Annotated in this window: 11 protein-coding genes; 9 read left to right on the forward strand and 2 right to left on the reverse strand. The window is 38.4% G+C overall.

From position 1 onward, the window contains the following. Window positions 1-310 precede the first annotated feature (310 nt). The 7 genes from rbsK to B3D98_RS17320 all read left to right on the forward strand — a co-directional run bounded on the left by rbsK (window position 311) and on the right by B3D98_RS17320 (window position 9286). Window positions 311-1195: a ribokinase gene (gene rbsK, locus B3D98_RS17290; RefSeq protein WP_288584664.1), complete on the forward strand. Its 885-nt coding sequence runs from the start codon at window positions 311-313 to the stop codon at window positions 1193-1195. A gap of 256 nt (window positions 1196-1451) precedes the next feature. Beyond that, window positions 1452-3302 (forward strand): dynamin family protein, encoded by a 1851-nt coding sequence (locus B3D98_RS17295; RefSeq protein ID WP_048392390.1) that lies wholly within the window; start codon window positions 1452-1454, stop codon window positions 3300-3302. Between the two features lie 104 nt (window positions 3303-3406). Beyond that, window positions 3407-4627 carry an RtcB family protein gene (locus B3D98_RS17300; protein WP_237898176.1) on the forward strand — a complete coding sequence of 407 codons (1221 nt, stop codon included), beginning with the start codon at window positions 3407-3409 and terminating at the stop codon, window positions 4625-4627. A gap of 72 nt (window positions 4628-4699) precedes the next feature. Continuing rightward, complete coding sequence (locus tag B3D98_RS17305) at window positions 4700-5701, forward strand: LacI family DNA-binding transcriptional regulator (RefSeq protein ID WP_288584669.1); 1002 nt, start codon at window positions 4700-4702, stop codon at window positions 5699-5701. Between the two features lie 100 nt (window positions 5702-5801). After that, window positions 5802-7223 (forward strand): aldehyde dehydrogenase family protein, encoded by a 1422-nt coding sequence (locus B3D98_RS17310; protein WP_115673340.1) that lies wholly within the window; start codon window positions 5802-5804, stop codon window positions 7221-7223. A gap of 27 nt (window positions 7224-7250) precedes the next feature. After that, window positions 7251-8096: an AhlS family quorum-quenching N-acyl homoserine lactonase gene (gene ahlS / locus B3D98_RS17315; protein ID WP_288584674.1), complete on the forward strand. Its 846-nt coding sequence runs from the start codon at window positions 7251-7253 to the stop codon at window positions 8094-8096. Between the two features lie 17 nt (window positions 8097-8113). Continuing rightward, window positions 8114-9286, forward strand: a complete 1173-nt coding sequence (locus tag B3D98_RS17320) for an iron-containing alcohol dehydrogenase (RefSeq protein ID WP_054550470.1) — start codon at window positions 8114-8116, stop codon at window positions 9284-9286. 119 nt (window positions 9287-9405) lie between these two features. On the opposite strand, the gene B3D98_RS17325 is transcribed toward B3D98_RS17320, so the two are convergent. Together B3D98_RS17325 and B3D98_RS17330 are read right to left on the reverse strand one after the other, a co-directional pair. Beyond that, a complete protein-coding gene (locus B3D98_RS17325) occupies window positions 9406-9915 on the reverse strand; it encodes a ferritin (protein ID WP_048392396.1) in 510 nt (169 codons plus the stop codon). A gap of 199 nt (window positions 9916-10114) precedes the next feature. Next, on the reverse strand, window positions 10115-10876 hold the full coding sequence (locus B3D98_RS17330; protein WP_016994674.1) for a TerC family protein: 762 nt from the start codon (window positions 10874-10876) through the stop codon (window positions 10115-10117). A 415-nt stretch (window positions 10877-11291) separates the two neighbouring features. Between B3D98_RS17330 and B3D98_RS17335 the strand changes: the two genes are divergently transcribed. Both B3D98_RS17335 and B3D98_RS17340 read left to right on the forward strand, forming a co-directional pair. Further along, entirely contained in the window at window positions 11292-13052 is a 1761-nt protein-coding gene (locus tag B3D98_RS17335) for an ABC transporter ATP-binding protein (protein ID WP_269898247.1), read from the forward strand. Between the two features lie 295 nt (window positions 13053-13347). Beyond that, window positions 13348-13767, forward strand: coding sequence for an SRPBCC family protein (locus B3D98_RS17340; protein WP_288584681.1), 420 nt, complete (start codon window positions 13348-13350; stop codon window positions 13765-13767). Window positions 13768-13789: the final 22 nt, after the last annotated feature.

Below are 13789 nucleotides of genomic sequence, written 5' to 3' on the forward strand. Positions count from 1 at the left end.
TGCGAAGGTGGCACTATGTTATCATTATAAAAATATTTGTATATTAAAGGACAAATCCAGCCAGTTTTTGAAAGCGCCATCTGAAGCATTGCTTCGCATAACAGGAAGATAGCCTGAGTGACTAGATCGTTTTCATTTAACGAGTAAAAGAAGCTCGTATCGATTTACAGTAAGTGAAAGAATTTAGGGCATCCCTAAAACAGTCGATAGGTTTTTAGTTTATACGAATTTTTATATTGTTAAGCTACTGAAATGATACTACTCATTTCAGTTGTTTTTTGTTTGATCAAAAGATGAAAGGTGGAATTCCATGATTACAGTTATAGGAAGTTTAAATATGGATTTAGTTGTACAAATGAATGCTTTTCCAAAGCAGGGGGAAACCATTCTAGGTCACTCGTTTCAAACAGTTCCAGGAGGAAAAGGGGCTAATCAAGCAGTTGCCGCAGCTCGTCTTGGCAGCGAGGTGGCGATGGTTGGCTGTTTAGGGAATGATCATTTTGGTGAGACATTACATGCTGCTTTACAGCAAGAGCAGATTCAGACAAACGCCATTGTAAAAAGCACCACTGCTCCTACAGGAATTGCTAATATACTTATTTACAATAACGATAATCGAATTGTTGTCGTACCTGGAGCTAATTATGACCTAAGCATATCCCATCTTGAAGCTTCAAAAGAGTTGATACAAAAAAGTCACTTGGTAATTATACAGCTTGAAATCCCTAAAGAGACGACAGCCCATGCCATTCATTTATGTAAAGAAGCGGGTGTTCCGATACTGTTAAACCCTGCTCCAGCAGCCAATTTTGATGTGCAGTGGATGGACGATATTACCTATTTAACACCTAACGAGACAGAATGTGCTGAAATTTTTAACGAGCCAGTGGAACAAGTTTTAGAAAAATATCCTAATAAATTAATCGTGACGCTAGGAAGTGATGGTGCACGTTATTTCGATGGCTCCTATCCAATTCATGTTCCAGGTTATATGACAACAGTCGTGGATACAACGGGCGCAGGTGATACCTTTAATGGTGCTTTAGCCTATGCTTTAGTAGAAGGGCAATCGTTGGATGAGGCTGTATATTTTGCTAATATCGCTGCTTCCTTATCTGTAGAGAAACTAGGTGCCCAAGGTGGAATGCCATTACTTGGAGCTGTTTATGCACGTATAGCTGGTTTGGAGGGATAGGACAAAGGTCAGCTATTCAGCAACCTTGGAGAGAAATCTCCAAGCCTAATACTTCTAAACTCATAGCTGGGACTATTCCCTTTAGTCTGTGTAGCAATCATATATGAAGCAGACAGGAAATAGGTGTAAGGATGAATTCCTATTTGTCGTATAAACGTATAAGTATATTGTCCTCTTTTCATCAATCCATGTATTAGAAAAGCCATAGTTTCATTTATAATGGTCTTATAGATACATACGAAAAGAGGTTTTGAGGATGACGAACATTGACAATACGCCAATCGAAAATACAACCTCAGCGAATAATATTTTGCCGCAATTTGTTGACCAACTACGACACTTGTATGGCATCATCGTCCAAAATACATATGTGAAAGATACAGCAAAACATTTAAATCGAATCATTCAAGATGCCAATAACCAGACGATGATTTTAATAGTTGGAAAAGAGCGGGTGGGCAAAACAACACTTGTGAATGGACTTCTAGGACGCGAAATATTATCGGTAGATGATCAGCATCCAACAAGTGTAAATACGTTTATACGCTACGGCGAGCAAGAAGAGATTAAAGCTTATTTTTTAGATGGTGTTGTCGCTGTATTTGATCTCAGTAAATTAGAGCTACTAACAACTGGCGATACGTTTGCTTCCCAGATTTTACGTGAACACTTAGATTACCTAGAAGTCTATTTGAAAAATGATTTATTAAAATCCGTGACAATAATTGATTCTGTGTCATTAGAAGCAGGCGGAGGAGAAATGGCTTATTTTTCAGAGGCGCTTATGAACCGTGTTGATGAAATTTTCTGGGTGTTACGCGCTGGTTCAATGGCAATGGATGCTGAACTTCTCTTGATTGAAACGTTAAAGAATAAAGGTGTTGAACCTTTATGTGTCATCAACGGCATCGATGATGAGGAACATGCCACAGCATTTATGGACTCTGAACAACAACGTATTGGTCATTTGATGAGTGATTTTATAGGGATTTCAGCAATTAATGCACTAGTAGCCAAACAAACAGACAGTCATGAGCTTTGGCAAAAAAGTCAGTATGATCAATTAATTGCTCACATTCATCGTGTGGCTGAAAATAGTGATAAAAAAACATATGCCATCCTAATTCGCTTCTTACAATGGCTTGAACGATTCCGCTTCGAATTAACTGTAATTCCACAACGAGATCCATTTCAATCTGCTGTAGAGAATATAGAAAAATATGCAGGCGATACCCAATATGAATATTCTCGCTATCAACGTGACTTAGCAATTGTCAAAGAATATGAGCAAGAATATGAACAGGTAGCGAACACGTTTAAACAGGTTCAAACACTGTATCAGCTATTACAAACGATAGCGCAACATGATTATTTACACGATTCCAAGGTGGAAGAATTTACTGAAATTGCTGTGCACTATCAACAAATGTTGCGTGAATACCGCAACATGCACAGTGAGTATTTACGCGAATATGAGCGTTTAGATGCACAACATAAAAAAATTCATGGTAAAGGTCTTATGAAAGCTTTCTTTGGCCAACATACGCAAAATGAATTTTTCAAAGAGCGTGTTCAAAAACTCAATGAGCAGCAAGAGGTTTGTGTCGCCCAATATGCCAAGGTACAACAAGCAGAGGTTTCAATGCTACAGGCGATTCGAGATACACAGCCTTTTTTGATTGATTTAGTGAAAGTACGCATGAGCCGTATTGAACAAAAGGTACAGAAACTAAATCAACAGCGTGCAAAAGATAAGCGTCAGTTAAAGCGCTATGCTGAAAAATTAAATGAATTTTCTTGCTTAATCGAAGCACAGGGTTATATAAAAGAGCATCTTCAACCATTTTTAATGAATGAGCAAATGCCGTTGAAATCGAAGGATATTGCCATGCTTGAGGAAACTGTGCAGGCTATTTTAGCCATTGATTTATCAAACAATGGCTTACTCGCAAGAAGTCAAATGAATAATAAAATGGAAAGTATTGCAATACCTTTTGAGGTGCAAGAAAAATATCCCCTGCAAATGCTTGACTTAAGGGAAGAAGATGTAAAATCAAATGATATACCCGAAATACCTAAAAAATTAGTTGTACAATATGAAGATTAGGTTTTCACCAAACGTTCTAAAAGTAGCATGCTTTTAGAACGTTTTCTTTATGATATGAAACAAATCATTCCAGTTTTACGTATAAGTAGTAAGGAGGGATACACTTGATTGAAATAAATGGACGCTTCACGAATGCAAAAATCTTTGCGCAAACAGCATTACAAACAGCTGTTGATCAGATTCAAGAATTAACAGACCAGGCTTTTATGGCAGGCACTAAAGTACGTATTATGCCAGATTATCATGCGGGTAAAGGATGTGTCATTGGCACGACCATCCAATTGCAAGACCGTGTTGTACCCAATCTTGTCGGCATTGATGTGGGGTGTGGTGTATTTGTAGCACAACTTGACGTAACAACAGTTGATTTTGCTCAACTCGATGCCATCATTCGCACATATGTACCAAGTGGGCAGGATATTCATAAAGAAGTATCGCCAAGCCGACATTTTGTAGAGTTTGAAGGTAAACAATTTCGAGCAAGCGGCTTGAAAGACGACTATACGAACTTGTCATTAGGTACACTTGGGGGAGGCAACCATTTTATTGAACTTGCCAAAGATGAAGATGATCAGCACTATTTGCTCATCCATACGGGGTCACGCTATGTAGGGGCAAAGGTTGCTAATTGGCATCAAAAAAGAGCTTATGAAAATTTACGTCGAGAAGATTTGACAGAAAAAATAGAGGCAATGAAACAGCAAGGACGACAACAAGAGATTCAATCCATGATACAAGCCTATAAAGAACAAACACCGTTCGTTCCGAAAGACTTGTCATATTTAGAGGGGGAAGCTTTCCATGATTATATTCATGATATGAAGATCGCACAGCAATTTGCACGGATGAATCGTTGGACCATTGCAGAAACCATTGCTAAACAGATGGATTGGCATTTTACAGATACGTTTGATACGATTCATAACTATATCGATACAGAAACGATGACGCTTCGCAAAGGGGCTGTGCGTGCAAATAAAGATGAAAAGCTAGTTATTCCAATGAATATGCGGGATGGATCTCTGATTTGTATAGGGAAAGGCAATGCGGAATGGAATTATTCAGCCCCCCATGGAGCAGGACGCATGTTTTCACGACGCGCAGCGAAAAAAGCTTTGAATATGGCCGATTTTAAAGATACGATGCAGGGGATTTGGACAACATCAGTCAATGAAGAAACATTGGATGAGGCACCAATGGCCTATAAGCCGATGACAGAAATTACTTCTGCGATTGGGGAAACTGTAGATATTGTTAAAGTTATTAAACCTGTTTATAACTTTAAAGCGAGTGAAGCTGCAAAGCCATATGAGCGAAAGCGTTAAGGTCGAGAAGGAATCATCACTATAATCATTATTCTATAGATGATATAATATAGCTTCACAATGATGAAATGGGTGGTTTTTTTGGTATCTTCAAAAGATGTGGCGAAGCATGCTGGTGTCTCACAAACAACTGTATCTAGAGTATTGAATACACCAGAGCTTGTAAAGCCAAAAACAATTAAAAAAGTAATGCAGGCGATAGAGGAACTAAACTATGTGCCAAATGATATAGCAAGATCGCTTGTTCAGAAAAAAACAGGCATTATTACATTGATTTCGGGGCCCTTACACAACCCTTTTTTTGTTGATACAACTACAGCCATCGTGAATTATGTTAATGCACGTGGCTATAAAGTTAATGTCTATTTTGGCACAGAGGATAATCTTAATTCAATCTACAATGCCGTTTTAGAAACGAAAGCAGACGCAATTATATTGTCTTCTATGTTGTATCAAGATGATTTATTTTATAAACTAGAAAAACTAGCTATTCCATTTATTATGTTTAACCGTAAGCATAAAGAGAATAGACATTTTGTAGAAATTGATAATGTTCAAGCAGGTTACCTTGCGACCAAGCATGTCCTATCATTAGGGCATGACTCTTTATGTTGGATAGGGGGTCCACATCAAATGAGTACCTTCTATGGACGCTATCTGGGATTTGAACAAGCTTTACAGGATTATGGGCTAGATGCAAAATTAGTGCCTACTTTTTTAACGAACACCAATAAAATGGATATTGAACGTGCGTTTGCAGAGCTTTTACAACTCGAAAAAAGACCAACAGCTATTTGTGCTGCTACGGATGCCATTGCCATTGAAATATTGAATCTTTGTTTAGAGAGAGGTTTTCAGGTTCCGAGAGATTTTAATATCATTGGTATTGATAATGTAGAGCTTAGTAAACATCACTCTATTGCCTTAACAACTGTAGGTTTAACATCAGAAGAGAACTTAGGTTTTATTGCTATCGAAAAATTATTTGAGGTAATGGAGAAAAAAAGTACTTGCATTAGACAAACAGAGTCTGTTAAGATTTTCCCAAGAAATACAACGTGTAAAATAAACTGATAGACCATCAGTTTATTTTTTACACCAAAATGGTTACGTATTCATTTCTTTATTTTCTGAAATGAATACGTAACCATAAAAAGAAAGGAGTGAATTACGATTGAAAAAGGGCTTATGGATTAATGGAGAATGGAAGATGACTGCTGAATGGATGGAGATCCAATCTCCCTATTCACAAGAGGTATTGGCACACTTTGCGATGGCCACTGAAAAAGATGTACAGGAGGCCATTGAAAGTGCGCATGCTGCAGCTCCTCAAATGGCTGCATTAACTGCTTTTCAACGAGCAGAGATTTTAGAGCAGTTATCCACCCTTTTTGCAGAAAATAGAGATGAAGCAGCAAGTATCATTGCAATGGAATCAGCCAAACCGTTAAAGTATGCTTACGCTGAAATTGATCGCACAGTTGAAACCTATAAATTTGCGGCAGAAGAAGCAAAGCGACTTACTGGTGAAATGGTTCCAATGGATGCATCAAAAAATGGAGAGGGGCGCTTTGCTTATACATTAAGAGAGCCAATCGGTGTTGTGGCAGCGATTACACCATTTAACTTTCCGCAAAATCTAGTAGCACACAAAGTTGGGCCAGCATTAGCTGCAGGCAATACGATTGTATTGAAACCTGCCACACAAACAGCGCTATCCGCCCATTTTTTGGCAAAATTATTGGCGCAAACAAATTTACCAGCAGGTGCCTTTAATCTTGTAACTGGACAAGGTAAATTAGTAGGCGATGCATTTTTAGCACATCCAAATGTTAAGATGATAACGTTTACAGGAAGTCCAGCGGTAGGGATTTCTCTACGCAATCGTGCAGGCTTGAAGAAAGTAACCTTAGAATTAGGTTCCAATGCAGGCGTAATTATCGATGAAGGGGTACAGCTAGAGCGTATTATGGATCGCATTGTGATGGGGGCCTTTTCCAACCAAGGTCAAGTCTGTATTTCTTTACAACGTATCTATGTCATGGAAAGTATGGTGGAGGAATTTTTAATTCGGCTGAAGGAAAAAATAGAGCAGCTTACAATTGGTGATCCAATGGATAATCAAACAGATCTTGCTATGATGATTTCACAAGCTGAACAACAGCGTGCTTATCAATGGATTAAAGAGGCAGTAGCTGAAGGGGCACAAGTAATTACAGGTGGTCACATTGACAATCATATTTTATTGCCCACTGTTTTATATAATGTTCAGCCACAGAGTCGTGTATCCTGTGAAGAAATTTTTGCACCTGTTGTTATCGTTAATACGGTATCCACCATTGATGAAGGGATAGCGGCTATCAATAATTCTCACTATGGCCTACAGGCAGGCATCTTCACTCCTTCTATTCAGACAGCTTTTCAGGCTACAAAAGCATTGCACGTTGGTGGAGTCATCATTAATGATGTACCTACTTATCGAGTAGATCACATGCCATATGGTGGTGTAAAGGAAAGCGGCACAGGCCGTGAAGGCATTAAATATGCGTTAGAAGAAATGACGGAAATGAAGCTAGTAATTTGGAATAACCAATAACTAATAATCACGAATGGAGATGGGAAAATGAAAATGATTAAACAACATCCAAAATTGTATGTGATGGACAATGGTACGATGCGAATGGATAAAAATTATATGATTGCGATGCACAATCCCGCAACCATCGATCATCCAAACCAGCCAAATGAATTTGTTGAATTCCCTGTTTATACAGTATTGATTGATCATCCAGAAGGCAAAATTCTATTTGATACTGCATGCAATCCAAACTCGATGGGTCCAGAAGGGCGATGGGGTGAATTTACGCAAAAAGCATTTCCTATTAATATGCCAGAAGAATGCTATTTACATTATCGTCTAGAAGAATTAAATGTTCGTCCAGAGGATATCAAATATGTTGTTGCTTCCCATTTGCATCTCGACCATGCAGGGTGCTTAGAACTCTTTACAAATGCCACAATTATTGTACAGGAAGATGAGTTTAATGGCACATTACAAACATATGCTAGAAACGTGAAAGACGGTGCCTATGTTTGGGGTGACATTGATATGTGGATTAAAAACAATCTACAATGGCGCTTAATCAAACGTGGCGAGGATCATGTAAAACTAGCTGAAGGGATACAAGTATTAAATTTTGGTAGTGGTCATGCTTGGGGAATGCTAGGTTTGCATATTCAAATGCCTGACACAGGTGGCATTATTTTAGCCTCAGATGCCATTTATACGGCAGAAAGCTTTGGGCCTCCTGTCAAGCCACCAGGCATTATCTACGATTCTGTAGGCTATAATTCAACAGTGGAACGGATTCGAAGACTAGCAAATGAAACAAATTCACAGGTATGGTTTGGCCATGATCCTATTCAATTTAAATCATTTAGAAAATCAACGGAAGGCTATTATGAATAGATAGGAGTAGAGAAGCCATGCATAAATTAACCTTTACGCCTGCTAGCTATACTGGCTGGGGCTGTTTGAGTCAGCTTCTGCTAGAGGTAAAGAAGTTTAACGCTCACAATATTTTGATCGTGACAGATCCATTATTAAAAGAAATAGGTCTAACGGACAATGTTGAAAAGCCTTTGATTGAGAAAGGCTATACAACGACCATTTATACGGATATTGCACCAGAGCCTCCGCTTGCAATTGGCGAAAAACTGGTTGATTTTACGAGAAAGCATCCATTTGATTTGGTGATTGGTGTAGGTGGGGGCAGTGCACTGGATTTAGCGAAGCTTGCCGCCGTATTAGCAAAACATGATGGAAAAGTTGCAGATTATTTAAACCTAACAGGAACGAAAACATTGGATAATAAGGGGTTACCTAAAATTTTAATTCCTACCACTTCTGGGACAGGCTCAGAGGTTACAAATATTTCTGTGCTATCACTGGATACGACCAAGGATGTTGTGACACATGATTATTTATTAGCGGATGTAGCGATTGTAGATCCTGCCTTAACGATTTCCTTACCATCGAAGGTAACGGCTGCGACTGGGGTAGACGCGTTAACTCATGCGATAGAAGCCTATGTATCAGTAAATGCGAATGCAGTAACAGATGCACTTGCACTACAAGCTATCCGATTAATTAGCCAGTCAATCCGAACAGCTGTCCATAATGGGCAAGACAAGCAAGCGCGCACAGATATGAGTTATGGCAGCTATTTAGCAGGGTTAGCCTTTTTCAATGCCGGTGTAGCAGGCGTCCATGCTTTAGCCTATCCCCTGGGAGGTCAGTTCCATATAGCTCATGGTGATTCCAATGCAGTACTATTACCATATGTCATGGGGTATATTCGTCAAAGCTGTGAAAAACGAATGAAAGATATTTTAGATGCCATGGGGATATCATCTTCCTATTTATCGCAAGAAGAGGCTTCCTATAAATGTGTTGACGCCTTACAACAACTCGTTCAAGATGTGAAAATTCCCTCAACATTACAAGGATTCAATATCCCTGCATCAGCACTTGAACAGCTAACAGAGGATGCTACAAAACAAACGCGTATTTTAGCGCGAAGTCCAATGCCATTAAAGCGTGAAGATATCTATCAAATCTATCAAGCTGCCTTTGATGGAGTGGTAAGGGAACCATAAAGAACCTGAGAAACGTTGATTTTTCAACGTTTCTCTTTTATTGCATCTTTTGAAAATCCCACAAGCAAGATAGATACCTAAAAAAATCTGCCTTAATGGCAGATTTTTTATAAGAAATATTATGCTTCTGTATCTGGTGTAAATGTACGTGTAGCCAATTCTGCATCTAGCATAAAGATTGCGTTTGAGTCAGTTTCGATACGCTCGATTTTACGAATTAATGTATCAAATGTAGATTCTTCTTCTACTTGCTCGTCGATAAACCATTTTAAGAAGGCCATTGTCGCATGCTCACGTTCATCTAAAGCAATGTCTGATAAATTGTAAATACGGCGTGTTACTTCTTTTTCGTGTGATAGAGCCGTTTTAAAGGCATCTAAAATGGATTCGAAATGATTGCCTGGGCTTTCAAAACCTTGAATTGTTGCGCGGTAGCCCATATCACTTAAGAAATTATAAAATTTCATGGCATGGAAGCGTTCTTCTTCTGCTTGTACTAAAAAGAAGTTAGCGAAGCCATCATAATCTTGATCTGTGCAATAGGCTGCCATTGCCATATAGGCATGCGCAGAGTAGAATTCAAAATTCATTTGTTCATTAAGAGCTGTGTGTAGTTTTTCAGATAACATAAAAGTTTTCCTCCTTTTGCAGTAAATGACTTCTTTACTAGTATACAGCGTAGAGGCAGTAACATACAAAAAATTTAATTTTTAAAGCAATTCATGCAAAAAATAATTGATATTCGTTCTCAATTAGAAAATAACTTCTTTTATATTTTTAAGAAAATAAAAAAATCGCCCCGATCGTAATCGAAGCGATTTTTCATTATTATTGTTCTTGTTTCTTTTGATTTTTGACACCGATTAGGTAGCCACCTAATGCGATAGCAATTAAGACAATCCAGAAAATAGCTTTCCAAAGAGTGGAGTGGGGGAATTCGTGTGGAATCACACCCAATTTTTCATGTGCTAATGTTAATACAGCTAATTTTACACCAACCCAGCCGACAATTAGGAAAGCAGCTGTTTCAAGTGATGGGAATTTGTCGAGAACCTTTACAAACCAACGAGCTGCGAAACGCATCATGATGACACCAATAATACCACCTAAGAACATTACTGCGAACTGACCTGCGTTAATACCGCCAATATCAAAATCACCGATATGTGGAAGTGTGACAGCAATGGCAACCGCCGCAAGAATAGAATCCACAGCAAATGCGATATCAGCAAGTTCTACTTTTACAACCGTCATCCAGAAGCCAGATTGTTTTTTCGGCTCTTGAATTTCTTCGGAGTTTTGAGATGCTTTCCGCGAATCATAAATATGCTTAATAGACATAAACAGTAGATAAGCGGCACCTATTGCTTGAATCTGCCAGAAATTAACGAGCGTTGTAATAAGGAATAATGCGGCAAAACGGAAAACAAATGCCCCCACCAAACCATACAATAAAGCTTTTTGTTGTTGTGCCTTTGGTAAATGCTTAACCATAACAGCCATTACGACGGCGTTGTCTGCTGCTAACAAACCTTCTAGTACAATTAATACGACAAGTACCCATGCGTATTCTAAAAATATTGCCTCCAAATTTATTGCCTCCTTTAATTGTTGAACAGAAATGAATGGCTTGCTAACTTATTCTTTCCCTATTTTAAGCAAAAGAAAAAGACCCCTGCCTAAAAAATAGGCAAAGGTCTTGCTAAGCAATTAACTGTTCGTTGCACAGAAAGTGTTCTGTGTGACAAGAAATGCCATCACACCCGATGGTAATATACCATGTAATGACGAATGTGAATCAGATGCTTCGATCGCATCTGCTAGCTACTCCCCTTTGACAATAAAGTCAAAAGCTATTCAATTCTTACTAACATAGTAACATGCAACATTTTAAAAGTAAATAAAAATATACTGCTATGGAGAAAAAATACTTTTCCGTTACGTTTGCACAAATGGTACTATTAAAAGATAGGCAAAATTTTTACAACTTAGAGAGGAGACAAACATGTATAGAAAATTTTTTTCCTACTACAAGCCACATAAACGATTGTTTGTCATCGATTTTTCGAGTGCCATTATTGTAGCAATCTTAGAGCTTGCGTTTCCATTGGCTGTTCAATGGTTTATCGATGAGTTATTGCCAACAGGGGATTGGGGCATGATCGTGAAAATAAGTGTCCTATTACTGCTTGTTTATGCCATTAGTACATTATTGAACTTTATCGTTAACTATTTAGGGCATAAACTAGGCATAAATATCGAAACGGATATGCGTCAGGAATTATTTACGCATGTACAAAGGCAATCTTTCCGATTCTTTGATAATACGAAAACAGGTCATATTATGAGTCGTATTACCAATGATTTGTTTGATATAGGCGAGTTTGCCCATCATGGACCAGAGGATCTCTTCATTGCAATCATGACCTTTGTTGGGGCCTTTGCCATTATGTTTAATGTCAATCCAACACTCGCTTTGATTGCAGCGATTATGGTGCCATTTTTAACATGGCTTGTGACATTTAGTAATATAAAAATGAACAATGCTTGGAAAACGATGTATGGCAAAATTGCTGATGTGAACGGACGTGTAGAGGATAGTGTATCTGGTGTCCGTGTTGTGAAATCCTTTACAAATGAAGATTTTGAAATTAAACGCTTTAAGGAGCAAAATGGATTTTTCCGTACGGCTAAATTATATGCCTATAAAATTATGGCAGGGACACACTCCAGTATTTACATGATGACGCGCCTCCTTACATTAATGGTGTTAGTGGTCGGCGCTTGGCTAAGCTTTAATGGGAAATTATCTTATGGGGAGCTAGTGAGCTTTGTTTTATATACGAATGTCCTGATTAAACCAATTGATAAAATTAGTGCTTTATTAGAGCTTTATCCGAAAGGAATGGCTGGCTTTAAGCGCTTCCGTGAATTAATTGAACAGGAGCCAGAAATTCAAGATCGTGAGGATGCAAAGGTTATAAAACATTTAGATGGAAATATTGCCTTCAATCATGTTCATTTTAATTATGATGCATCCAAACAGGTTTTACATGATATATCATTTGATGTAAAAGCTGGCCAAACCATTGCCTTTGTAGGGCCTTCGGGTGCTGGTAAAACTACAATCTGCTCATTGATTCCTCGATTTTATGAGGTGACAAAAGGCGCTATTACGATTGATGGTATCGATATACGTAATATGACACAAGCGTCATTACGTGCTCAAATTGGTATCGTACAGCAGGACGTCTTTTTATTTACAGGTACGATTCGTGAAAACATTGCCTATGGAAAATTAGATGCAAGTGAAGCGGAAATTCGAGAGGCAGCGAAAAAAGCACATCTAGAGGCATTTATTGCAGAGCTGCCCGATGGCTATGATACACAAATAGGTGAACGTGGCTTAAAATTATCAGGAGGACAAAAGCAACGACTAGCGATTGCTCGTATGTTCCTAAAGAACCCGCCTATCTTAATTTTAGACGAGGCAACCTCTGCCTTAGATACAGAAACAGAAATGATTATTCAGCAATCGTTAACAGAGCTTGCTGAAAATCGTACAACACTAGTTATTGCCCATCGACTGGCAACTATTCGCAATGCTGATCGTGTATTAGTTGTGACACCGAAGGGCATTGAAGAGGATGGTACCTATGATGAGCTAGTGGCTCAAAATGGGATTTTTGCAAAGCTTCATCATATTCAATTTCGCAAGGGACAAATAGAACAAAGCGTTCAGAAAGAGTTTGTGGAATTGACGTAAATGAAGGAGGGGGAGATTGTTTTTTAAAACAATTTCCCTTTTTTGGTTGCTTCCCTAAGTTACTTGTACAACTGCTCATGTGGTAGCCAAAGGACACTGACATGCATAGTGAAGGTTTATGTGGAAAGAGGGAATCGATTGAAGGTAATGCCATCGAATATGCATAGGGTAACAGGTCAAATCTTTAATATGGAAAATGGAACATTCATTTATGAATCATAGAAGGAATGTTTAGCAGGTAAATCGAATAGAACATTACAGTTCACAATAAAGGTCATAAAATAGAGGTGAAGCAATGGATAACGAAAAAATTATCGGTCAAACGAAAAGTGTGGGTTTTCAAATTGGGGTTAGAAGGACATTTCCAATTTCGCAGGAGCAAGCATGGGTATTGATTACGACAACAGAAGGAGTACGTACATGGCTGGGGGAAGACACTTCAGTTATATTCGAACCTGGGTACAAATATCATTCAAAGACAGGGACAGGCGAAATCAGGATTGTTAAACCATTAGAGCAGCTTCGATTGACTTGGCAAAAGGAAGAGTGGTCAAAACCATCTACTGTACAAATTCGTATTTTACCCAAAGAGCGTAATAAAACAACCATTAGCTTTCATCAAGAACATCTTTCTGATCAGACAGTACGAGAAGAAATGAAAGGTCATTGGGAAAGTGTACTGGACCTTATAAAAGAAAGAGTCCAAAATAGTTGAGCGAATAAAAATAGCATCCCTT

The sequence above is a fragment of the Lysinibacillus sp. UBA5994 genome (assembly GCF_002429725.1).
Taxonomy (GTDB): domain Bacteria; phylum Bacillota; class Bacilli; order Bacillales_A; family Planococcaceae; genus Lysinibacillus; species Lysinibacillus capsici.

Excerpts from the sequence above, each read along its gene's own strand:
- rbsK (WP_288584664.1), top strand. The coding sequence starts at position 311 with ATGATTACAGTTATAGGAAGTTTAAATATGGATTTAGTTGTACAAATG.
- B3D98_RS17295 (WP_048392390.1), top strand. The coding sequence starts at position 1,452 with ATGACGAACATTGACAATACGCCAATCGAAAATACAACCTCAGCGAAT.
- ahlS (WP_288584674.1), top strand. The coding sequence starts at position 7,251 with ATGAAAATGATTAAACAACATCCAAAATTGTATGTGATGGACAATGGT.
- B3D98_RS17320 (WP_054550470.1), top strand. The coding sequence starts at position 8,114 with ATGCATAAATTAACCTTTACGCCTGCTAGCTATACTGGCTGGGGCTGT.
- B3D98_RS17325 (WP_048392396.1), bottom strand. The coding sequence starts at position 9,915 with ATGTTATCTGAAAAACTACACACAGCTCTTAATGAACAAATGAATTTT.
- B3D98_RS17335 (WP_269898247.1), top strand. The coding sequence starts at position 11,292 with ATGTATAGAAAATTTTTTTCCTACTACAAGCCACATAAACGATTGTTT.
- B3D98_RS17340 (WP_288584681.1), top strand. The coding sequence starts at position 13,348 with ATGGATAACGAAAAAATTATCGGTCAAACGAAAAGTGTGGGTTTTCAA.